Source organism: Rhizorhabdus sp. GW822-FHT03C02, from assembly GCF_058801765.1.
Genome location: NZ_JBXANN010000013.1, coordinates 162,919 through 184,459 on the forward strand (window position 1 = coordinate 162,919; position 21,541 = coordinate 184,459).

The 21,541-nt window shown below is 67.6% G+C and carries 17 protein-coding genes; 10 read left to right on the top strand and 7 right to left on the bottom strand.

Features of this window, described 5'->3' with window-relative positions; translation table 11 throughout:
- Positions 1 to 63 precede the first annotated feature (63 nt).
- Positions 64 to 7,098, bottom strand: coding sequence for a hypothetical protein (locus AC1RM6_RS25480; protein ID WP_493106509.1), 7,035 nt, complete (start codon positions 7,096 to 7,098; stop codon positions 64 to 66).
- Between the two features lie 288 nt (positions 7,099 to 7,386).
- On the opposite strand from AC1RM6_RS25480, the gene AC1RM6_RS25485 reads away from it, so the two are divergent.
- From AC1RM6_RS25485 to AC1RM6_RS25510, 6 genes are all read left to right on the top strand, one after another.
- Complete coding sequence (locus AC1RM6_RS25485; protein WP_493106511.1) at positions 7,387 to 8,130, top strand: class I SAM-dependent methyltransferase; 744 nt, start codon at positions 7,387 to 7,389, stop codon at positions 8,128 to 8,130.
- Complete coding sequence (gene ubiB, locus AC1RM6_RS25490) at positions 8,127 to 9,659, top strand: 2-polyprenylphenol 6-hydroxylase (protein ID WP_493106513.1); 1,533 nt, start codon at positions 8,127 to 8,129, stop codon at positions 9,657 to 9,659. The genes AC1RM6_RS25485 and ubiB overlap by 4 nt, the downstream gene beginning before the upstream one ends.
- Positions 9,660 to 9,663: 4 nt before the next feature.
- Entirely contained in the window at positions 9,664 to 10,869 is a 1,206-nt protein-coding gene (gene coaBC, locus AC1RM6_RS25495; RefSeq protein ID WP_493106515.1) for a bifunctional phosphopantothenoylcysteine decarboxylase/phosphopantothenate--cysteine ligase CoaBC, read from the top strand.
- Positions 10,853 to 11,305: a dUTP diphosphatase gene (dut, locus tag AC1RM6_RS25500; protein WP_493106516.1), complete on the top strand. Its 453-nt coding sequence runs from the start codon at positions 10,853 to 10,855 to the stop codon at positions 11,303 to 11,305. The genes coaBC and dut overlap by 17 nt, the downstream gene beginning before the upstream one ends.
- A 147-nt stretch (positions 11,306 to 11,452) precedes the next feature.
- Positions 11,453 to 12,202, top strand: a complete 750-nt coding sequence (locus AC1RM6_RS25505; protein ID WP_493106517.1) for a HesA/MoeB/ThiF family protein — start codon at positions 11,453 to 11,455, stop codon at positions 12,200 to 12,202.
- Positions 12,184 to 12,546, top strand: a complete 363-nt coding sequence (locus tag AC1RM6_RS25510) for a DsrE family protein (protein ID WP_493106519.1) — start codon at positions 12,184 to 12,186, stop codon at positions 12,544 to 12,546. The genes AC1RM6_RS25505 and AC1RM6_RS25510 overlap by 19 nt, the downstream gene beginning before the upstream one ends.
- Before the next feature lie 115 nt (positions 12,547 to 12,661).
- Here AC1RM6_RS25510 and tgt read toward each other — a convergent pair whose 3' ends face one another.
- A complete protein-coding gene (gene tgt / locus AC1RM6_RS25515) occupies positions 12,662 to 13,810 on the bottom strand; it encodes a tRNA guanosine(34) transglycosylase Tgt (protein WP_493106521.1) in 1,149 nt (382 codons plus the stop codon).
- A gap of 109 nt (positions 13,811 to 13,919) precedes the next feature.
- On the opposite strand from tgt, the gene AC1RM6_RS25520 reads away from it, so the two are divergent.
- Positions 13,920 to 14,678 carry a TSUP family transporter gene (locus tag AC1RM6_RS25520; protein WP_493106523.1) on the top strand — a complete coding sequence of 253 codons (759 nt, stop codon included), beginning with the start codon at positions 13,920 to 13,922 and terminating at the stop codon, positions 14,676 to 14,678.
- An 82-nt stretch (positions 14,679 to 14,760) separates the two neighbouring features.
- On the top strand, positions 14,761 to 15,108 hold the full coding sequence (locus AC1RM6_RS25525; protein ID WP_493106525.1) for a VOC family protein: 348 nt from the start codon (positions 14,761 to 14,763) through the stop codon (positions 15,106 to 15,108).
- A 67-nt stretch (positions 15,109 to 15,175) separates the two neighbouring features.
- Here AC1RM6_RS25525 and AC1RM6_RS25530 read toward each other — a convergent pair whose 3' ends face one another.
- Both AC1RM6_RS25530 and katG read right to left on the bottom strand, forming a co-directional pair.
- On the bottom strand, positions 15,176 to 15,487 hold the full coding sequence (locus AC1RM6_RS25530) for a hypothetical protein (protein WP_493106527.1): 312 nt from the start codon (positions 15,485 to 15,487) through the stop codon (positions 15,176 to 15,178).
- A gap of 165 nt (positions 15,488 to 15,652) precedes the next feature.
- Entirely contained in the window at positions 15,653 to 17,872 is a 2,220-nt protein-coding gene (gene katG, locus AC1RM6_RS25535) for a catalase/peroxidase HPI (protein ID WP_493106529.1), read from the bottom strand.
- A 253-nt stretch (positions 17,873 to 18,125) separates the two neighbouring features.
- On the opposite strand from katG, the gene AC1RM6_RS25540 reads away from it, so the two are divergent.
- Together AC1RM6_RS25540 and AC1RM6_RS25545 are read left to right on the top strand one after the other, a co-directional pair.
- Positions 18,126 to 18,917: a sterol desaturase family protein gene (locus AC1RM6_RS25540; protein WP_493106531.1), complete on the top strand. Its 792-nt coding sequence runs from the start codon at positions 18,126 to 18,128 to the stop codon at positions 18,915 to 18,917.
- Positions 18,918 to 18,962: 45 nt separating this feature from the next.
- On the top strand, positions 18,963 to 19,232 hold the full coding sequence (locus AC1RM6_RS25545) for a type II toxin-antitoxin system ParD family antitoxin (RefSeq protein ID WP_493106533.1): 270 nt from the start codon (positions 18,963 to 18,965) through the stop codon (positions 19,230 to 19,232).
- A 41-nt stretch (positions 19,233 to 19,273) separates the two neighbouring features.
- On the opposite strand, the gene AC1RM6_RS25550 is transcribed toward AC1RM6_RS25545, so the two are convergent.
- From AC1RM6_RS25550 to queA, 3 genes are read right to left on the bottom strand one after another with little or no spacing between them, the layout of a single operon-like run.
- On the bottom strand, positions 19,274 to 19,999 hold the full coding sequence (locus AC1RM6_RS25550; RefSeq protein ID WP_493106535.1) for an HTTM domain-containing protein: 726 nt from the start codon (positions 19,997 to 19,999) through the stop codon (positions 19,274 to 19,276).
- Positions 19,996 to 20,457 (bottom strand): hypothetical protein, encoded by a 462-nt coding sequence (locus tag AC1RM6_RS25555; RefSeq protein ID WP_493106537.1) that lies wholly within the window; start codon positions 20,455 to 20,457, stop codon positions 19,996 to 19,998. Before AC1RM6_RS25555 ends, AC1RM6_RS25550 begins: the two co-directional genes overlap by 4 nt.
- A gap of 41 nt (positions 20,458 to 20,498) precedes the next feature.
- The gene (gene queA, locus AC1RM6_RS25560) at positions 20,499 to 21,527 is read right to left on the bottom strand and encodes a tRNA preQ1(34) S-adenosylmethionine ribosyltransferase-isomerase QueA (protein ID WP_493106539.1); all 1,029 of its coding nucleotides are present in this window, start codon (positions 21,525 to 21,527) and stop codon (positions 20,499 to 20,501) included.
- Positions 21,528 to 21,541: the final 14 nt, after the last annotated feature.

Here is a 21,541-nt window from a genome sequence, read left to right on the forward strand (position 1 = left end):
GAAATATCCGACGGGATCCCATCGCTGCCCACGCAGCGTTCATCGCGCGCCCCGGGCTCGCGATCAGAAGGCCATGCGCAGTCCCACGCTTCCGTTGACGCCCTTGCCGTCGGCGCCGAAGTCGCCATTGCCGCTCGCCCAGAGCTGGAGCCTGGCACCGACATCGGCCACCACACCGGCGCCTGCGGTCCCGAGCGTCGACCCACGCGCCGCGCCCGGTGTCGCGAAACCGATCGTCGTGCCCGTGAAGGAGGCGAAGGCCTGGCCCTTCTCTCCGGTCAGCTGGTGGCGCAGGCCGATCGTCCCCCAGGGCCGAATTGCGCCCTGACGAGCCTCGAGGCGCAGGGCACCGCTGGCGAAGGTCGCCTTGGTGGTGCGTCCTGCGACATCGAGCGCATAGGCGCCGCCGCCGGTCTCGCGGGCGGCGGCGCGATGCGACGACACGAAGGTCAGCCCCGCCTCGGGCCGCAACAGCCAGCGATCCGACAGCGCGACCGGATAGGAGACGTTGCCGTCGAGCGTCCATCCGCGCAGATCGTAGCGATCGGCGGCGGTGGCGCCGCCGGGCAGCGCGCGCTTGGTCCGCGCCCGGCTGCCGTCCCACGCGGCAAGGCCCGCGAACTCGACGCCGGACAGGCCGTAGCGGGTGGCGAGGCCGATGATCACGCCCTCGGCATTGGTCGAGGCACCCAGGCCGCCGAGCGACTGATGTGCATCGACATAGCCGACGAACAGGCCCGCCGAGGCGGCGCCCCGGCCATAGCCGATGCCGCCGACGACGCCCGAGCTGCGTATATTGGCCCGCACCGTGCCGTCGGTCGCATTCCCCGCCAGCTTGCGCCAGCTGCCGAATCCCTGGCCGAAACCGAACAGCCCGTCGTCGGCCGGCCGCAGCGATGCCGCGCGCATCGCCCCGGCCAGGGCGAGGCCGTTCTCGACACCGATCTGTCCGGCCGACGCATAGGCTTCGGGGCCGAGCCGGGCGATCGCCGTCGGGTTGCCGAATCCCGAACCCGACAACAGACCAGGCAGGCCGTCGACGAGCGCCGTCGAGGCCTGGCCGCCGATCAGCAGCGCATTGACATAGTCGGCGGCGCGGCTGGCCTGGGCGGAGCTGCCGTCGGGCAGCACGATCGTACCGAGCAGCTGGATCGCGTTGCCAGACTGGCGGACGAAACCGAGCACGGTCGCCGCCTTGTCGATCGTCGTGAAGCTGCCGCTGATCCCGCCGCTGGCGGTGATCAGGTCATAGGTCCGCCCCGGCGTCAGCGGGCGCGTGCCGGTCAGCTGCAGGGCGGTGCCCGTGGCGATCGTCAGGCGGCCGTTGACGACGAGTGCGTCGCTGACCGTCGGCGTCATCTCGAACAGGGTCGTCGAGCCGGCGGCCAGTGCCAGATTGCCGTTGATCGTCATCGTCCCCGGCGAAGCGCCGGGCGAGAGCGTCCCCGCCACCGCGACATTGCCGTTGACGGTTCCGGCGCTGCCGAACGTCGCGCCCGCGGCAACGTCGACCGCGCCGTTGAGGACCGAGCCGCTGCGGCCGATCAGGCGCCCGCCGCCGACCAGGATCGCACCGTCGAAGCGACCCGACACGGCATTGACGCCGGTACCGTTGACGAGCTGCTCGAAGCCGCCGAACGACGCCGCCATGAACTCGGCGGGGGCCGCGGCGGTGCCGGCGGTGCGGAATTCGACCGCATCGGTGCCTGCCCCGCCCGCATAGCCGGTCGCCGCCGCCCCCGAACCGAGAATGAGCCGGTCGTCGCCGTCGCCGAGGTCGACCATGCCGTCCACCCGGCCTGCATTGGTGAAGCGATCATTGCCGCCACCCAGCATCACCGCCCCGGCGATGACGCCGTTGTTGGTGAAGCTCTCGGCGACAGCGCTGCCGGTCACTGCGACCGGCCCCTGCGTCCGCAGCGTGGCGCCCGCATCGACGGTCAGATCCCCGCCCGCCAGCGCCAGCGTCGCCATCGGCAGGAGCCCGCTGCCGATCCGCCCGGTGCCGGTGAACGCCATCGTCTCGAAATTGACGAAGCGCTGCAGCAGCGTGCCGTCGAGGGTCGTGCCGTTGAGATCGAGCAGCAGATCGTCGATGCCCTCGCCACCGTCGACGGTGCCGGTCAGCTGCGCGCCGGCGGCGTTCACCAGCCGGTCGTTGCCGCTGCCGAGATGGATATCACCGCGGATCGTGCCGAAATTGGTCAGCACGTCGTCGCCATCGCCGAGATCGATCGAGCCGATGATCGTGCCCGACGCCATGTTGGTGACGGTGTCGGTGGAACCATAGGTCTGGATCGCGCCCGCCATGAAGCGCTCGGCCGGGGGTTCGAAGGCGGTCTCCGACACGACATATAGACCGTCGGGAACGATACCGCCCGCGCCGCCGCGGATCGTACCGGCATTGGTCAGCGTCAGACTGTCGGCATAGACGATGACCGCGGTCGACCCGACCCCGGCAAGTCCTTCGGGAAGCGGCGACGGGGACGCCGGCGAATTGACCGTCGCGCCGTTCGCGGACAGGATCGCACCGGCCTGGTTGGTGATCGTCACGCTGCCGACGCCCGAACTGACGGTCGAAACGCTCAACGCCGACGCCGCGTTCAGGATCGGCGGAACGTCGGGATAATAGGGATAGAGGCTGTAGCCGGGCTGATAATAAGCGCCGCCATCGGCCTGCAGCACGCCCGAGTTCGTCACCGAGATCGACGCCGTTGCCCCGCCCGCGACCGGCGGGCCCATGATAGCGGCAAGATCGCTTCGCCCCTCCTGCGACACGGCAAATGAGGAAATGGCGAGCGCGGTGGTGCCCGCGACACGCGCCTCGACCGTCCCGCTGTTGCGCACGGTCGTGACCTGGTCGACGTCGCTGTCGCTGCTCAGCGCGAGCGCCGCCTCGCCGACCGCGGAGAGATCGTCCGGCCCGGCCTGCGCCAGCATGATCGTGCCGCCGTTCACCGCATCGACCGACCTGGCGATAGCCGACAGCGAGACCGCGCCGTTGATCGTGCCGCTGTTCGACAGGCTCGCTTTGTCCTGCGCCGCATCGAACATGTAGTCCGATCCCGGGATATCGACCTGCCGCCCGGTCTGGGTCAGCGACACCGCCTCCCCGGACGCCAGCGACGATCCGATCGTGCCGCTGTTGGTGAAGCTCAACGTGCGGGCGGCGATCGTGGCGTCGATACCGCCGGTCAGCATCCCGCTGTTGACGATGTTCGCCGAGTCCGCGTCGACCGGGTTCGTCAGGCTGAATCCCGATTGTCCCACCGACAGCAACACCGAGGATGCATAGTCGCCGGGTGCCGAAATGGTCCCGCTGTTGGTGAAGACGAATTGCCTGGTGCTGACGTCGGCGGACAGCCCCCGTTCGATCGTGCCGCTATTGCCGATATCGATGCTGTCGACTGGCGTCGCGATCGCGGCATTGCCGATCGTCACACCGCGCGCGCCTTCATAATTGGTGGCGACGGCGGCCGGCTGGCCGATGGTCCCGCTGTTGCGGAAGCTGAATCCCGCCTGCGCGCTCGCGATGAGCGACACCGCCACGACATTGGCGGCGGCCGTACCGATCGTCGCCTCGTTGACGAAGCTGCGGGCATAGCCGCTCACCCCGTCCGCCAGCGTCCCGCGATTAACGAAGGCCAGGGTCGAGCTCGACCCGGGCAGATTGCCGCCCCCCAGCGTCACGACGTTGCGCACGGTCGACCCGGCGTTGATCGTCGCCATGTTCACGACCGTGCCGTCGCCGATCAACAACAGCGGCTGACCGAAGCCGCCGGACGTCCCGGTCAGGGTAACGCTGGTGCCCGCCCCCTGCGCGCCGACGCCCTGCCGTTCGAAACCGGCGGGCAGCGTATAGGGCGCCGAAAGATCGACGCCGGCGTTGGTGCTGAAGCTGCGCACGAGCGTGTCGATACCGGCTCCGGCATCGATCGTGCCCGACACCCCGCTGCGCCCGTCGAGCAGGACCATGATGTCGTTGCCGCTGCCGAAGCTCAGATTACCGGCAATGGTGCCGCCGCGATTGATATAGACACTGCCCGGGGCGCTGAAGCCATTGGGATTATAGGCCAGCGCGACGTCCCCGGTGATGGTTCCGGCGTTGGTCAGGAGGCTGCCCCCGGTCAGCGCGACCGCGATCGCGCCGGGACCGCCGACGATCGTGCCGCCCGCCTCGTTGACGAGTTGCACGGTCGAATAATAGCCACTGGCGAGCACCGCCTGCTCGGCGCTGCTGGCGATCGTCCCGCTGTTGGTGATCCTGCCGACACTGGTCATGAGGATGGCAGGGCCCGCCGTCGATATCCGGCCGCTGTTGGTGATGTCGGTCGCGCCGACGATAGCCGACGATCGCGCGCCACCGTCGATCTGCGCGATCGTGCCGCTGTTGACGACCTTCAGAGCCCCGCTGCCGTCATAATAATAGCCGCCGTTGATGCCGATCGCGCCGTCCAGGCTGATCATACCTGAATTGGTGACGGTCCCCCCGCCCCCGCCGATCGCGCTCAGGCTTCCCGAATAGCCTCCGTTGGTGCGTTCGCGGGCGATGATCGTGCCCGCATTGGTGAAACTGCTGCCGGTACCGACCGACACCGCCGGCAACGCATAGCTCGCAGCCTGATCATGGACGATGGTGAGCGTACCGCGGCTGGTGACGTCGAGCGCATTGGCCGGGACCGAAGCGCCGGACGCCGCCTGGAGCGAGGTCTGACGCAGATCGAGGATCGGGAAATCGGCACTCCCCGAAAGATCCGCCCGCAGATCGACGGTGCCGACCCCGGAAAAGCCGATGCTCAGCGACTGCGCCGCGGCGGACTGGATATCGAGCCTGGCCCCGTTGGCGAGATCATAGGCGAGCGCACTGAAGATGCCGCGCAACTGCGGCGTCACGCTGGCATTGCCGTCGACGATGTAGCGCAACGTCTCGCGCCCCTCGCCGGTGACGGCTCCGTCGACCCCGGCGAACAGGCCGGGCCCGTCATTGGCCAGCGTCGTGACGAAAATATCGCGGCCGGTGCCGAGATGGACATCGCCATGGACGACGCCGCCGGGCTGGGCGACGAAGATGTTGGCGGTGCCGAACGACGATGTCGTGCTGCCCAGATCGACATTGCCCTGGATCGTGCCGGCGTTGCGGACCGTCGCCCCCTGCACCGACGCATATTGGGTGGAGGGTCCGATCGCCGCGACACCGCCGCTGATCAGGCCGCCGGCAAGATTGTCGATCCGGCCCGAGGTGCCGATCTCGACGGCGGTGCGCGCCGAGGAGATCGTGCCGCTGTTGATCAGCGTCGCATAGGTGATGCGCGCACCGATCAGGGCGCCTTCGATCAGACCACTGTTGCGCGCGTCTCCATGCAGGCTGTTCGACAGATCGAGGCCGGTGCCCGCCGTCGACCGGATCGTGCCGCTGTTGACGATCGCCTGCGAGGCCGTGACGGCGGTCCCGTCGGCAATGATCGTCCCGCTGTTCGACCAGTCGTTGGCGCCGATGGTGCGTACGCCGTTGCCGCCGACGGCACGGATCGTGCCGCTGTTTTCGAACGCGCTGATCTGACCGAGGTCGACGGCAAAATCGGTCGAGGATGTAAGGGTGGCCGTGATCCTGCCCGCGTTGGACACGCCCATACCGCCAACCGCACTCGCGTCATAAACCAGAGCCGCGCCCTGCGCGGTGATCGTCCCATTGTTGAGGAAACGGTTTGCCGGATTATAGAAACTCGGATCGCCGCCGCCGATGGCGATACCCGCGCTGCTGACGAAGCTGTCGGCGAGCGTCAGGGTCGAACTGCCGCCGACCCACAATGCCAGTTGCTCGATCGACTGCGGCAAGGCGATCGCAGTGGTCAGGGTCGTGTCGTCGGTGAAGGTGAAGCGCAGCGTATCGATACCGCCACCGGCGTCGAGCCGGCCCGTGATCGTGCCGATCGGCCTGGTGAAATCGCTCGCATCACCGATGAACACGTCGTTGCCGCCGCCGAGGATGAGATCGCCGTCGATGACCCCGCCGACATTGTCGATGATGCTGATCGCGAACGGATTGGTGTTGGTGGTCACGACATTGCCGTCGATCGTTCCGCGGTTGGTCAGCCGGATCGTCCCGCCCGATGCGATCGCCGCGGTCGTGCCGGTGATCAGGCCCGCATTGACCAGTTCGACATAGGCGGGCGCGAAGATCGTGGTCCCGTTGCTGCGGATCGTCCCGCCCGCGGCGTTGGACAATCGCAGGATCGACTGTCCGGCGATCGCCGGCCCGGTGCCGCTGTTGGCGATCAGGCCGGCATTCGCGACATAGTCCCCCGGGTTGCTCAGGCGATTGAAGAACAGTGTCGCCGCCGAACCCGACGAGCGGATCGTGCCGCTGTTGCTGACGGTGCCCTGTCCGTAATAGAGCAGCGGACCTGCCGCGTCGACGACAGCGCTTCCCGTTCCACCCTCGATCAGACCGAGATTGGTCAGGCTGCCCACCTGGCCGCTGATTCCGTTGATGACGCCGGTGCTGTTGTTGACGATCGATTCGAAGCGGCCGGTCGCATCGGCCGATCCACGCAGGGCATAGCCGCCCGCGACCGAACTGGTGATGGTGCCGCTGTTGACCACGATCGCATCGGCGCGGGCATTATAGCCGCTGGCGCTGCTGGTGGTGACGGCGATCGCCGCGGTGCCCGAGACGACGCCGCCTTCCCCGACGACGATCGTCGCAAGCGGCCTCGACGTCGCATAGTCATTGGGATTACCGGCACCACTGGTCACGAGAATGGCCTGGCCCGATGCGTTGGTGACGGTCCCGTCGATCCTGATCTGCGTCTCGGTGGCGGTATATTGACCCGGCGGTGGCGGCGTCGAACTGGCAATGATCGCGGGCGCTCCCGACGCGGACAGCACGGCGTTCGCCTCGACCACGGCCTTCGCGCCGTTGACTGCCGCCACCAGTTGCGTGGTCGTGGTACCCGAACAGATCGTCGTCCCGGTGGACTGAGCCGGATTGGGGCTGCAATTGGCCCAGGCCGGCGCCAACGGCATTGCCGTCAGCACAAGCAGGCTGGCTCCGCGCAGCAGCCGCTGCCGCTGCCGCGAATATCCCGATACCATCATCATTGCCCCCTCTTCGGCCGCCTTCCTCCCCGCGGAAGCACGGCCCAACCAACATCATCGGAAAATGTAGGTGGCGACATGCGACGCTGTAAATCGCTGACCTACAATCGTTTAGTCCATTTTGGCGCAATCAGCCTGCGGCGTTGCTCGGGAGGGAACGGGATCGAAGCCACCCGCATGGGCTTCCCCATATCTCGCGCCCGCCGGCCGCCGCCATCGGACGCGCCCGGTTGCACGGCGCCGCGCAAAGCGCTTCCACCACCGGCGATCAGGCTTTAGAGCGACGCCATGACCGACCCAACGACCGACACCGTCTCCTTCGGCTATACCGAGGTCTCCCCCACCGAAAAGACCGCGAAGGTCGGCGAAGTCTTCCGCAGCGTCGCCCAGCGCTACGACATCATGAACGACGCGATGTCGGCGGGCATGCACCGCCTGTGGAAGGACCGCTTCGTCCGGCGGGTCAAACCGCGCGTGGGCGAGCAGATCCTCGACATGGCCGGTGGCACCGGCGACATCGCCTTCCGGATGGCCAGGGCCGGCGCGCAGGTCACTGTGTCGGACATCAACGGCGCGATGCTGGCGGTCGGCATGGAACGCGCCGAAAAGCGCGGGATCGACGGGCTGATCTGGTCCGAGCAGAATGCCGAGACGCTCGCCTTCGACAGCAAGGCGTTCGACGCCTATACGATCGCGTTCGGCATCCGCAACGTCACCCATCGCGACCAGGCGCTGGCCGAGGCTTACCGCGTGCTCAAGCGCGGCGGGCGCTTCTTCTGCCTCGAATTCTCGACGACCTTGTGGCCGGGTTTCAAGGAAGTCTACGACGCCTATTCGCACCGGCTGGTCCCCAAGGTCGGCAAGATGATCGCGGGCGACGAGGAGAGCTATCGCTATCTGATCGAATCGATCCGCCGTTTCCCGCCGATGGACGCGTTCCGCGCCGAGATCGCCGCCGCCGGCTTCGTCCAGACCAAGGTCGAGCCGATGCTCGGCGGCCTCGTCGCCATCCATAGCGGCTGGAAGATTTGACCTCGTCGCTCACCCATGGCTGGCGGTTGCTGAAATGGGGCCGCACGCTCGCCAAGCATGGTGCGCTGCGCGGGATCGAGCGCGACCCGCTGGCGCCGCCCCAAGTGCGCCGGCTCGTTCGCATCCTTCGCCTCGGCGCCAACCTGCCCGAACAGCCCCGCTATGCCGCCGCCTTCGAAACATTGGGCCCGGCGGCGATCAAGCTCGGCCAGGCGCTGGCGACCCGCCCCGATCTGGTCGGCGACGCGGCCGCCACCGACCTGTTCCGGCTGCAGGACGCCCTGCCCCCCGCCCCTTTCGCGGCGATCCGCGCCGCGGTCGAGCAGGGCCTCGGCAAGCCGATCGAGGCGGTCTTCCGCAGCTTCGACGAGAAGCCGGTCGGCGCTGCCTCGATCGCCCAGGTCCACAAGGCGGTGACGACCGAGGGCCGCACCGTCGCGGTCAAGGTGCTGCGCCCCGGGGTCGAAGAGGACTTCGCCCGCGCGATCGAGACTTATGAATGGGCCGCCGCCCAGGCCGAACAGATGGGCGGCGAGATCGCGCGTCTGCGCCCGCGGCTGGTGATCGCGACTTTCCGCCAATGGACCGCGCGCGAGCTCGACCTGCGCCGCGAGGCCGCCTCGGCTTCCGAACTCGCCGAGAATATGGCCGCGGTCCCCGGCTTCGTCGTGCCCGAGATCGACTGGGGCCGGTCGTCGCGCCGGGTGATGACGATGGGCTGGATGGACGGCATCAAGCTCAGCGACCGCGAGGGGCTGATCGCCGCCGGCCATGATCTGCCCGCGCTCGCCGCGCGGCTTGTCCAGGCCTTTCTGCGCCAGGCGATCTCCGACGGCTTCTTCCACGCCGATCTCCACCAGGGCAATCTCTTCGCGCTGTCCGACGGCCGGATCGGGGTGATCGACTTCGGGATCATGGGCCGGATCGACCGCCGCGCGCGGCGCTGGCTCGCCGAGATCATCCATGGGCTGATCACCGGCAATTACCGCCGCGTCGCCGAGATCCATTTCGAGGCGGGCTATGTCCCGCCGCATCATAATGTCGCCGAGTTCACCACCGCGTTGCGCGCGGTCGGCGAGCCGATCCGCGGGCTCGCCGCCAAGGACATCTCGATCGGCCAGATGCTCGATGGGCTGTTCGGCATCACCCGCGATTTCGACATGCAGACCCAGCCGCATCTGCTGCTGCTCCAGAAGACGATGGTGATGGTCGAAGGCGTCGCGACCAGCCTCGATCCCGACCTCAACATGTGGGACACGTCGGGCCCGTTCGTGAAGGAATGGATGCGCTCCGAACTCGGCCCCGAATCCTGGCTCGCCGACCGCATCGTCGAGGATGTCCGCACGCTGGCGGCGCTGCCCGAGCTGGTCCGCCGGATCGAGGCCAAATTCCCCGCCCCCGGCGGTGCGCCCCCGGCACCACCGCTGCGCGACGTCCAGGTGATCCGGATCGGCGGCGGCTGGCGTTATGCCGTGGTGGCGATCCTGGCCGCGGCCGCTGGCATCGCCGGCACATTGCTCCTAGTTTGACGCGATGAACGGCCCGCGCATCCTGCTGATCGTCGGCGGCGGCATCGCCGCCTACAAGGCGTGCGAGCTGGTGCGGCTGATCCGCAAGGGCGGCGGATCGGTGCGCTGCGTGCTGACCGAGGCGGGATCGCATTTCGTCACCCCGATGACGCTCGCCGCGCTCAGCGAGCAGGAGGTCCACACCAGCCTGTGGGACCTCAAGAACGAGACCGAGATGGGCCATATCCAGCTCAGCCGCGAGGCCGATCTGGTGGTGGTCGCGCCCGCGACCGCCGACCTGCTCGCGAAGATGGCCGCGGGCCTCGCGAGCGACATGGCGACCACGCTGCTGCTCGCCACCGACAAGCCGGTGCTCGCGGTGCCGGCGATGAACGTGCGGATGTGGCTCCATGCCGCGACCCAGCGCAACGTCGCGCAGCTGCGCGCCGACGGCGTGACGGTGATGGCCCCCGACGAAGGGGCGATGGCCTGCGGCGAATATGGTCCGGGCCGGCTGCCCGAGCTGGCGGCGATCTGGGACCGCATCCGCGAGATGACCGCCAGCCCGACGGCGACGCCCGCCCGCCCGCTCGTCGGCAGGCATGTCCTGGTCACCGCGGGCCCGACCCATGAGCCGATCGATCCGGTCCGCTACATCGCCAACCGGTCCTCGGGGAAACAGGGCTATGCGATCGCCGGCGCGCTGGCCGCGCTCGGTGCCCGAGTCACGCTGGTGTCGGGCCCGGTTGCGCTCGCGACCCCGCCTGGGGTCGACCGGGTCGACGTCGAGACCGCGCGCGAAATGGCGGCGGCGGTCGACTCCGCCCTGCCCGCCGATGCCGCGGTGATGGTCGCCGCGGTCGCCGACTGGCGCGTCGATCGCGCCGCCGGCGAGAAGATCAAGAAGGACGGATCGGGCGCGCCGCCCGCGCTGGCGCTCACCGAGAATCCCGACATCCTCGCCACGCTCGCCAAAAGCGATCGCCGGCCCGGATTGCTGATCGGCTTTGCCGCCGAGACCGAGAAGGTCGTCGACCATGCGATCGCCAAGCTGGCGCGCAAGGGCTGCGACTGGATCGTCGCCAACGACGTGTCGGGCGACGTGATGGGCGGCGACGCCAACAGCGTCCATATCGTCACCGCCGACGGCGTCGAGCATTGGGAACAGCTTCCCAAGGACGTCGTCGCCTTTCGCCTCGCTTCCAGGATTTCCGATGCACTTGCCCAATGACCTCACCATCCGTCTGAAGCGCTTGCCGCACGGCGCCGATCTCCCCGTGCCGGCCTATGCGACGACGCATGCCGCGGGCATGGACATCGTCGCCGCCGAGGACGTCACCCTGGCGCCCGGCGCGCGTCACGCGGTCGCGACCGGCTTCGCGATGGCGATCCCCGCCGGCTATGAGGTGCAGGTTCGGCCGCGGTCGGGGCTCGCGCTCAAAAACGGCATCACCTGCCTCAACACGCCGGGCACGATCGATGCCGATTATCGCGGCGAGGTGAAGGTCATCCTCGCCAATCTCGGCAGCGATCCGTTCGAGGTGAAGCGCGGCGAGCGCATCGCCCAGCTGGTGCCGGCCAAGGTCTCGCAGGCGATCTTCGACGAGGTCGACGAACTCGACGACACCGCACGCGGCGCGGGCGGCTTCGGTTCGACCGGGCGCTGAGCGGTTTGGCCGGACGCACAGGATTCCGTTCGTGTCGAGCGTAGTCGAGACATGCATCGGTACCGTAACGTGTCTCGACCTCGGCCTGTCCCGAGCGCCTGCCTTGGCAGGCCGTCGCGGGGCTCGACACGAACGGAGGTCGGCACTGTGATGCTGACCGACGAGCAGCTCGATCGCTATGCCCGCCACATCATCCTCAAGGAGATCGGCGGCGCGGGACAGCAGGCGCTGCTCGGCGCGACCGTCGCGATCGTCGGCGCGGGCGGCATCGGATCGCCGGCGATCCAGTATCTCGCCGCCGCCGGAGTCGGCCGGCTTCGGCTGATCGACGACGATATCGTCTCGCTGTCGAACCTGCAGCGGCAGACCCTGTTCGCGACCGCCGATATCGGACGCCGCAAGGTCGACGTCGCCCGCGAGCGGATCGCCGCCGCCAATCCCGATGTCGCGGTCGAGGCGGTCGCCGACCGCCTCGATGCCGGCAATGCCGCCGGGCTGCTGGCCGGGGCCGACATCATCCTCGACGGCTGCGACAATTTCGGGACCCGGCTGATCGTCTCGGACGCGGCCACCGCGCTCGCCATCCCGCTGGTGTCGGCGGCAGTCGGCCAGTTCGACGGGCAGGTCGCGACATGGCGCGGCTGGATGGCCGACCAGCCCTGCTATCGCTGCCTCGTCGGCGACGATCCCGACCGGCCCGACATCAGCTGCGCCGATCAGGGGGTGCTCGGCGCGCTGACCGGAATCGTCGGCAGCATCGCCGCGATGGAGGCGATCCGCGCGATCACCGGCTTCGGCGACGACAGCGCGGGCAAGCTGCTGCTGATCGACGCGCTCGCCTTTCGCTTCCGTACGATCGGCGTGCCCAAGGATCCGGGATGCCGCTGCCACCGCTGACGATCATCGTCGCGGGGAGCGATCCCGAGCGGCTGCACGCGGCGCTGAGTTTCGCCGCGGCGGCGCAGGCGATGGGAGGCATGACGCGAATCCACCTCCACGCCCCGGCGGTCGCGCTGCTGCGGGGGCCGACGGCGATCGACGCCCTCTATGCCGCGAAGGGGCTGCCGACACTCGCCGAACTGCTCGACGACATGCTCGAACTGGGGGTGGCGATGACCGTCTGCCAGAGCGGGCTGGCGCTGGCCGACATGAACGCCGACAGGCTCGACGTCCGTATCGGCGTCGATGGTCCGATCGGTGCGCTGGCAGGGGCCGGCACCGATCGGATTCTCGTCTTTTAAGGGCATGAACCGCCCGTCCCGAAAACAACCGGGATACGCTTACGCAACTCTCACAAGAACTCGGGAATGACCGTCCCCGTGAGAAGCGTTCTAGCGCAATGAGGTTTTGATAAGGTTAAACTACAGCTTCGACTTTGGTCTGATAATAATCCGACCGAAAATCATTGGCGAATTTCGTTAACCTTGTTTCGGCGATCGCGCCGCGCAGTCCGGCCATCAACTGCTGATAGAAAGCGAGATTATGCTCGGTCATCAGCATCGCGCCCAATATCTCGCCCGACCGGTTGAGGTGATGGAGATAGGCGCGGCTGAATTGCCCGCAGACCGGGCAGGCGCAATCGGGATCGATCGGCCCCTGGTCCTCGGCATGTTTGGCGTTGCGGATGTTGATCGGCCCGAATCGGGTGAAGGCCTGGCCGTTGCGGCCCGAGCGGGTCGGCAGCACGCAGTCGAACATGTCGATGCCACGCTCGACCGCGCCGACGATGTCGTCGGGCTTGCCGACCCCCATCAGATAGCGCGGCTTGGCCGGATCGAGCTGGCCCGGCGCATAGTCGAGCACCGCGAACATCGCCTCCTGCCCCTCGCCGACCGCGAGCCCGCCGACCGCATAGCCGTCGAAGCCGATATCGAGCAGCGCGTCGGCCGAACTCTTGCGAAAGCTCTCGTCGAGCGCTCCCTGCTGGATGCCGAACAGCGCCGCGCCCTCGGCATGAGCGCCGCCGGCGTCGAAGCCCGCGCGCGAGCGCTTCGCCCAGCGCATCGAACGCTCCATCGCCGCCGCCTGGACCTCGCGGGTCGAGGTCGTCGGCACCAGCTCGTCGAACGCCATGACGATGTCCGAGCCGAGCAGCCGCTGGATCTCCATCGAACGCTCGGGCGACAGCATGTGGCGCGAACCGTCGAGATGGCTGGCGAAGGCGACCCCTTCCTCGCTACGCTTGGTCAGCGCCGACAGGCTCATCACCTGATAGCCGCCGCTGTCGGTGAGGATCGGCCGGTCCCAGCGCATGAAAGCGTGGAGACCGCCGAGCCGGGCGACGCGTTCGGCGCCGGGGCGCAGCATCAGATGATAGGTGTTGCCGAGGATGATGTCGGCGCCGGTCGCGCGGACATCGGCGGGCTTCATCGCCTTGACGGTGGCGGCGGTGCCGACCGGCATGAAAGCGGGGGTGCGGATCTCGCCGCGACGCATCGCGATCGTGCCGGTGCGCGCCTTGCCGTCGGTGGCGGCGATGGTGAAGTCGAAACGGGGAGAGGACATGGCGCGGGCCTATAGAGCTTATTCCCGCCAAGAGGAAATATAAGCGAAAGCCCCGGAAAATGGCGGTGGGCGGCTTGCGTGGTTCGGGTCGCTCGGGCAGGCAGCGGCGATGCCCCATCTCGGCCCCGACACCTATGCGATCCTGACCGCGGTCGCCTTCATCGCCGGCTTCATCGACGCGATCGCGGGCGGTGGCGGGCTGCTGACGGTGCCGGCGATGCTGTGGGCGGGGCTGCCGCCGATCACGATGCTCGCGACCAACAAGCTGCAGTCGAGCTTCAGCGCGGCGACCGCCTGCTGGAACTTCAGCCGCAAGGGGCTGATCGAATGGCGGACCTGGTGGCCGACGGTGCTGCTGATCGCGCTGCTCGCGGGCATCGGCGCCTGGGTCGTGCAGACGATCAAGTCCGACACGCTCAACCTGATCGTGCCCTTCCTGCTGGTCGCGGTCGCCGCCTATGTGCTGCTGTCGCCGCGGATGACCGACGAGGATGCGCATCACCGGCTGAGCGTCGGCGGCTACACGCCGGTCGGCGGTGCGATCGGCTTCTACGACGGCTTCTTCGGCCCCGGCACCGGCAGCTTCTTCGCAACCTCGCTCGTCTCGCTGCGCGGCATGGGGCTGCGCCGCGCGACCGCGCACACCAAGGCGTTCAACTTCGCGAGCAATATCGGCGCGCTGGGCGTGTTCGCGTTCAGCGGCCATGTCATCGTGCTGCTGGGCCTGTGCATGGCCGGCGGGTCGATCCTCGGCGCCTATTGCGGCTCGCACACCGCGATCCGCTTCGGCGCGAAGGTGATCCGGCCGGTGCTGGTGGTGATCAGCCTGTGCCTGACCGCAAGGCTGGTGTGGAACGCGCTGCATTGAGGAAGATGTCGGGTTTCGGCCCATGCCAGGCCGCGAATGGCGCCGCCAAAGCGAATGGCAGGGCCATGATCGGTGGGAATGAATGACGGTATCGCTCAATCTTCTCGTTCTACGCGCCCCGAAACCCGAGGAGATCCTTCCCTTCTACGAAGCGTTGGGCCTCCGCTTCGAACGCGAGCAGCATGGCACGGGGCCGGTCCATTTCTCCGCCATTTGCGGCTATGCGTTGCTGGAGATCTACCCGGCCACGGATGGCGAGAGCACGATGCCCACCCGCCTGGGTTTCAGCGTCGACGATGTCGTGACGGCCTGTCGCGCAGCCGGCACCTTCGGGAAGATTCTCAAGGAACCGTCCAATACCCCGTGGGGGATCAGGGCCGTTCTCATCGATCCGATCGGGCACAAGGTCGAATTGGTTCAAAGGGGCTGAGCGGGCGCCATTCTACTCGGGGATTTATACCTAATTGATGCCACGCCAGCAGAGCCGACGCCCAGCCCTAGCGGGCGATGATCGTGAAATGGAAGCTGTCGCCTTCACGCGCGATGAGCGCGTTACGGCCATTGTGGCGAATATGGGCGAGCGCCTTTTTGCGGCACTGCTGACGCGTGTTGATCTGCGTCTCGACCCATCTGCGCCGATGGGGACTGGACAGCGCGATGCGTTCGGCCTCGAGGATGCTCGCGTCATGCCGGACGCGAAGCTCCTTGATCAGCAGCAGCCAGCGTCCATAGCCATCGCGTTGCTCGCGGCGCAGCGACTGATAGCGCTCGATCAGTTCTTCGCGGGATAAGGAACCGAAATAAGCCATGCCGCCTAGCCTATGCGAACGGATCGAGGCTTGCCAACGGGGTTGATGGTTCCGATCCAGCGCTTCAAGTGATCTGCCGCGGACCGGGGTTCCCGAATCTTTTAGGCGCGCAGACGCCCCCGACCCTTCCTGCAAGCAGGTAGGGTCTAGAGAAGGGGTCAGCCGTCAAACCGTCAGGTCGAACCGATCGGCCTCCATCACCTTCACCCAGGCCGCGACGAAGTCGTCGACAAAGGCATCGCCGGCATCGGCCGCGGCATAGACCTCGGACAAGGCGCGCAGCTGCGAATTCGAACCGAACACCAGGTCGGTGCGGGTCGCGCGCCACCTGGTCTCGCCAGTCGCGCGGTCGGTGCCGAGGAAGGTCTCGTCGCCGCTGTCGTCGACCTGTTTCCAGGCGGTGCCCATGTCGAGCAGATTGACGAAGAAGTCGTTCGAGAGGACGCCGGGACGGTCGGTGAAGACACCCTCGGCCCCGCCGCCATGATGGACGCCGAGCACCCGCAGCCCGCCGACCAGCACGGTCATCTCGGGCGCGCTCAGCGTCAGCAACTGGGCGCGGTCGATCAGCAGTTCCTCGGTCGGCACGGTGAAACGGACCTGGAGATAGTTGCGGAAGCCATCGGCGCGCGGCTCGAGCACCGCGAAGCCCTCGACATCGGTCTGCTCCTGGCTGGCGTCGGTGCGACCCGGGGTGAACGGCACCTCGACCAGCTTGCCGTCATCGGCCGCCGCCTTCTCGATCGCGGCGCCGCCGCCCAGCACGATCAGGTCGGCGAGACTGACCTTCTTGCCGCCTGGGGCCGTGCCGTCGAAATCGGCCTTGATCCCCTCGAGCACGCCGAGCACGCGGGCGAGCTGTTCGGGCCGGTTGACCTCCCAGTCCTTCTGCGGGGCGAGGCGGATGCGCGCGCCATTGGCGCCGCCGCGATGATCCGAGCCGCGATAGGTCGAGGCCGACGCCCAGGCGGTCGCGACCAGTTCGGCGACGCTGAGCCCCGAACCGAGGATGCGCGCCTTGAGATGGGCGATATCGGCGGCATCGACCAGCGCATGACCGCGCGCCGGGATCGGATCCTGCCAGAGCAGATCCTCGGCGGGGACATCGGGGCCGAGATAGCGCGCCTTCGGCCCCATGTCGCGGTGGCACAGCTTGAACCAGGCGCGGGCGAAGGCGTCGGCGAAAGCGGCCGGATCGGCGCGGAAACGCTCGGAGATCGCGCGATAGGCGGGGTCGACCTTGAGCGCCATGTCGGCGGTGGTCATCATCGTCGGCAGCCGCCGCTCGGGGCTGTGCGCCCCCGGCGCCAGATCCTCGGGCTTCTGGCCGACCGGCTGCCACTGGTGCGCGCCCGCCGGGCTCTTCACCAGTTCATAATCATAGTCGAGCAGCATGTGGAAGAAGCTGTCGTCCCACGTGATCGGCGTCGGCGTCCAGGCCCCCTCGATGCCGCTGGTGATCGTGTGGTCGCCGATCCCGCTCTCATGGCCGCTCATCCAGCCGAGCCCCTGCTGGGCGATGTCGGCGCCCTCGGGTTCGGCGCCGACCTTCGAGGCGTCGCCGGCGCCATGCGCCTTGCCGAAGGTGTGGCCGCCGGCGGTGAGCGCGACGGTTTCCTCGTCGTTCATCCCCATCCGTGCGAAGGTCTCGCGGATGTCGCGGCCCGACTGGACCGGGTCGGGAACGCCGCCGGGCCCTTCCGGATTGACGTAGATCAGCCCCATCTGGATCGCCGCGAGCGGGCTTTCGAGCACCATCTCCTTGTCCGGGTCGATCCGGGTCTGGCCGAGCCATTCCGCCTCGGTGCCCCAGTAGATGTCCTTTTCGGGCTCGAACACATCGACGCGGCCGCCGCCGAAGCCGAACACCGGCCCGCCCATCGATTCGATCGCGACATTGCCGGCGAGGATCAGCAGGTCGGCCCAGCTCAGCCTGCGGCCATATTTCTGCTTCACCGGCCAGAGCAGCCGGCGCGCCTTGTCGAGATTGGCATTGTCGGGCCAGCTGTTGAGCGGGGCGAAGCGCTGCGAGCCCGACGAGGCCCCGCCGCGGCCGTCGGCGCTGCGGTAGGTGCCCGCGCTGTGCCACGCCATGCGGATGAAGAAGGGGCCATAATGGCCATAGTCGGCCGGCCACCAGGGCTGGCTGTCGGTCATCAGCGCGGTGAGATCGGCCTTCACCGCTGCGAGATCGAGCGACGCGAAAGCGCTGGCATAGTCGAAATCGTCGCCGAGCGGGCTACCCGAGGCGCCCTGCTGCGGCAGGATCTCGAGCGACAGCCGGTTGGGCCACCAATCCCGGTTGGTGCGGCCGAGCAGCGAGCGCAACGCGGCGGGCTGCTTCATCGGGCAACCCAAAGGGTCGTTGGTCGTCTTGGCGTCCATGGGAGCTCGTCCTCTTATCCGGGTTCGACGCGCGCATTCTAGAACTGGCGCATGACCGATTGAAGCAAGCAAAATCGATCAGGGAAACTCATCTCATCGTATGATCGACACGCGCCCCGACCGAACGATCCGTGCGCTTTCCTCGCGATGAACCGCGACGCTTGCCAAATGCGCCACCCTGTGTCATAGATTGAGAACAACGTTCTCGTCGGCATATGATCATGCGGCCGGGGCAAGCGGAGGATAGTCGGATATGGGCGTGGGGCTTCTGGCCGAACTGGCGGCGAACTATCAGTGGCAACTGGCGCTCTATGCCGGGGTGGGGATAGGGCTGGTCACGCTGATCGGCGGGCAACTCGCGAAGCTGGTGCCGACCTTCCGCGAGGCCGCCCGGGTCAACAAGGCGACCTATGCCAGGAAGATGGAACGCCCCAACTATGCCGCCAACCAGCTGTGGAACCGCAAATGGGGCGTCTTCTTCATCGCGCTGATCTTCGCCGGCATCCTGCCCTTCTGCCTGACCGCCGAGGCCCAGCCCTTGTGGCGGATGGCGCTCGACATCGTCGTGATCCTGATGGTCTACGACTTCGTCTATTATCTGGTGCACCGCTTCCTGTTCCACGATGGTGGTGTCCTCGGCGGCCCGCTGATGTGGGTCCACGCGGTCCATCACCGGCAGCATAATCCCTGCCGCAACGATTCGAGCTATATCCACCCGCTCGAAGTCGCGATCGGACTGGGCATGTATGTCGGCACGATCTTCCTGCTGTCGCGGGTCATGGGCAATTTCCATGTCGCGACGATCGTCATCACCTGGGTCGCCTTCTCGCAGATCAACCTGCACAATCACGACCTGTGGGAGAGCGATCGCTTCCCGTTCAAATATCTGAACACGATGTCGGTGATGCACCACAACCACCACGCCAACTTCACCGGCGGCAATTATGCGACGATCACCCTGCTCTACGACTGGATGTTCGGGACGCTCGACTATCGGCAGGGGCGCAAGGGCAAGGCCAAGGTGGCGGTCCAGCCGGCGGAGTGACGGTGACCTCCGGCCGGCATGGTGCCTGCCAACCGGAGGTGCCCGATGGCGAAGGTCGAGAAGGTCGGTGTGGCCCTGACGGCGGACATGGCGGCGATGCTGCGCCTCGCTGTCGATAGCGGCGAATATGCGTCGTCGAGCGAGGTGGTTCGCGACGCGCTTCGTGACTGGAAGCATAAACGCGAAACGACGCAGCTCGAGTTGGAGCAATTCCGGCGGCTCGTCGCCGAGGGGCTGGCCAGCGGGTCCGCGCCCTGGGAGGGCGCCGAGGCGGCCCTGGCAGAAATCAGACAGCGAGCACGCGCCCGTCAGTGAATTGGTGGCCAAATCGTACCGCTATTTCCAACCCATCAAGGCTATCCCAGCACCCGCACCTGCAGCCACAGGATCGACGGATAGGCGCAGATCCAGATCCAGAAAAAGCGGTTCAACCCGAACAGGCAGGCATTGGCGGCGTGGAACAGCGCGGCAACCGCCAGTCCCAGCAACAGGGTCGGACGGGTGAGGAAGGCCAGCGGGAAGGCGAGCTCGAACCCGATCACCGCCCAGCCCATGACACGGAGCAAGCCGGGATGCCGGCTCCAGCCGCGGATATCGTCGGCGACCGGATAGGCCGAGAACAGGAAGACGTCGCGCAAAGCCCGGCCACTGCGCCAGTCGGGGTTCACGACCTTGACCCAGCCCGAGATCAGATAGGACAGCAGCAACTGCAGGCCCAGATAACCGAAGGCGATCTCGCGCTGCGCCGGCTCCGGCAGGACATGCGCCAGGGTCAGGCAGACGAGGATCAGCAGCCCCATGCGATCGGCGCCGCCATTATAGGGGCCGTTGAAGAAGGTCAGGATCGCGAGGTGATTCACCACCAGCGCGAGCAGCAGGAGTTGCGGCACGATGCCCGCGAACGGGCCGGCGATCGCGACCGCGGCCAACAGCACCGACAGGCCGAGCTTGGGCACGAACAGCAGCCGCTCGTCGTGCCGGGCCGAGCGACGAAGATGCTCGAGGCTCTGCTGGACGAAGGCGAGCGCCATCAGCAGGCTCGTTAGGCGCAGCGCCGTCTCGAACGAGAGCGTCGCCGTCATCGGGTCACGAGGTCGGTCAGGGCGCGCGGCTGCGAGAGATAGGCGACCTCGCTTTCTACAGCCTCGCCATCGCCCCGCGCCTGCAGGCATATGCGAAGCTGCAACTGCATCGTCGCGTCGGCCAGCCCGCGCCGATGAAGGTCGCCCGCGACCCGCAGGAAAAGTTCGCGCTGGCTGTGGTGCACCGTCGCCGGATCGGTCGAGATCAACAGCCGCTCGGACAGGCTGACGAGATAGAGGCTCTCATTCCATGCCGGGTTCCAGAACATCCGGCACAGCATCGCGGGCCAGGACAGCGAAGGCGGACGCGGGCGCGCCTCGCGCCATTCGCCGATCGGCTCGCCCGACGGAGTCGACAGCAGATACTCCACCCGGGGACTGGCGGAGACCGCGTCGAAAAAGCGCCATGACGGGATGACTGCGGGCAGCAGCAGGCGCAGGCCAGTGACGAGGAACATGATGCGCTGATGTGCCCGCACCGGCCGGCCGGATCAACCGCTCAGGGCAGAAGCAGCGACGAATCCCCATAGCTGTAGAAGCGATAGCCCGCGGCGATCGCATGGGCATAGGCCGCCTGCATCCGCTCGCGCCCCATCAGGGCGGAGACCAGCATGAACAGGGTCGACTTGGGCAGATGGAAATTGGTCATCAGCCCGTCGATGCCGCGGAAGACATAGCCCGGGGTGATGAAGATCGCGGTATCGCCCTCGAACGGCCGGATCACGCCGTCCTCGCCGCTCGCGCTCTCGATCAGGCGCAGGCTGGTGGTACCGACCGCGATCACCCGGCCGCCCGCCGCGCGGACCGCGTTGAGGCGATCGGCGGTGGCGGGGTCGATCCGGCCCCATTCGGCGTGCATCTTGTGCGCGTCGGTATCGTCGACCTTGACCGGCAGGAAGGTGCCCGCGCCGACATGGAGGGTCAGCGTCTCGGTGGCGATGCCGGCGGCGGCCAGCCCCGCCATCAGGTCGGGGGTGAAGTGGAGTGCTGCGGTGGGTGCCGCGACCGCGCCCTTCTCACGCGCGAACATCGTCTGATAGTCGGCGAGATCCTGGGCGTCGGCCGCGCGCTTCGAAGCGATATAGGGCGGCAGCGGCATGCGGCCGGCGCGTTCGAGCAGCAGTTCGACCGGCTCCTCGCCTTCGAAATGGAGCAGGATCGATCCGTCGTCGCCGCGATCGGCGGCGATCGCGGTCACAGCGGCGCCGAAATCGATCCGATCGCCGATCCGCACCCGCTTGGCGTTGCGGACGAAGGCGCGCCACTGCCGCAGTCCCTCTCGCTTGTGGAGGGTCGCGCCGATCCGCGCATCGCCGCGCATCCCCTCGAGCTGGGCGGGGATGACGCGGGTATCGTTGAAGACCAGGCAATCCCCCGCGCACAGCAGCCGCGGCAGATCGGCGACGGCGTGATCGGCGAGCGCCGTCGCGCCCTCGACCAGCAGCATCCGCGCGCTATCGCGCGGGCTGGCGGGCCTGAGCGCGATATTCTCGGCCGACAGGTCGAAATCGAACAGATCGACACGCATCGTGCGTGCCCCGC

Bases quoted from the DNA above. Each gene is read 5' to 3' on its own strand.
- AC1RM6_RS25480 (WP_493106509.1), bottom strand. From the start codon at position 7,098: ATGATGGTATCGGGATATTCGCGGCAGCGGCAGCGGCTGCTGCGCGGA.
- AC1RM6_RS25485 (WP_493106511.1), top strand. From the start codon at position 7,387: ATGACCGACCCAACGACCGACACCGTCTCCTTCGGCTATACCGAGGTC.
- coaBC (WP_493106515.1), top strand. From the start codon at position 9,664: ATGAACGGCCCGCGCATCCTGCTGATCGTCGGCGGCGGCATCGCCGCC.
- dut (WP_493106516.1), top strand. From the start codon at position 10,853: ATGCACTTGCCCAATGACCTCACCATCCGTCTGAAGCGCTTGCCGCAC.
- AC1RM6_RS25510 (WP_493106519.1), top strand. From the start codon at position 12,184: ATGCCGCTGCCACCGCTGACGATCATCGTCGCGGGGAGCGATCCCGAG.
- tgt (WP_493106521.1), bottom strand. From the start codon at position 13,810: ATGTCCTCTCCCCGTTTCGACTTCACCATCGCCGCCACCGACGGCAAG.
- AC1RM6_RS25520 (WP_493106523.1), top strand. From the start codon at position 13,920: ATGCCCCATCTCGGCCCCGACACCTATGCGATCCTGACCGCGGTCGCC.
- AC1RM6_RS25525 (WP_493106525.1), top strand. From the start codon at position 14,761: ATGACGGTATCGCTCAATCTTCTCGTTCTACGCGCCCCGAAACCCGAG.
- AC1RM6_RS25530 (WP_493106527.1), bottom strand. From the start codon at position 15,487: ATGGCTTATTTCGGTTCCTTATCCCGCGAAGAACTGATCGAGCGCTAT.
- katG (WP_493106529.1), bottom strand. From the start codon at position 17,872: ATGGACGCCAAGACGACCAACGACCCTTTGGGTTGCCCGATGAAGCAG.
- AC1RM6_RS25540 (WP_493106531.1), top strand. From the start codon at position 18,126: ATGGGCGTGGGGCTTCTGGCCGAACTGGCGGCGAACTATCAGTGGCAA.
- AC1RM6_RS25545 (WP_493106533.1), top strand. From the start codon at position 18,963: ATGGCGAAGGTCGAGAAGGTCGGTGTGGCCCTGACGGCGGACATGGCG.
- AC1RM6_RS25550 (WP_493106535.1), bottom strand. From the start codon at position 19,999: ATGACGGCGACGCTCTCGTTCGAGACGGCGCTGCGCCTAACGAGCCTG.
- AC1RM6_RS25555 (WP_493106537.1), bottom strand. From the start codon at position 20,457: ATGTTCCTCGTCACTGGCCTGCGCCTGCTGCTGCCCGCAGTCATCCCG.
- queA (WP_493106539.1), bottom strand. From the start codon at position 21,527: ATGCGTGTCGATCTGTTCGATTTCGACCTGTCGGCCGAGAATATCGCG.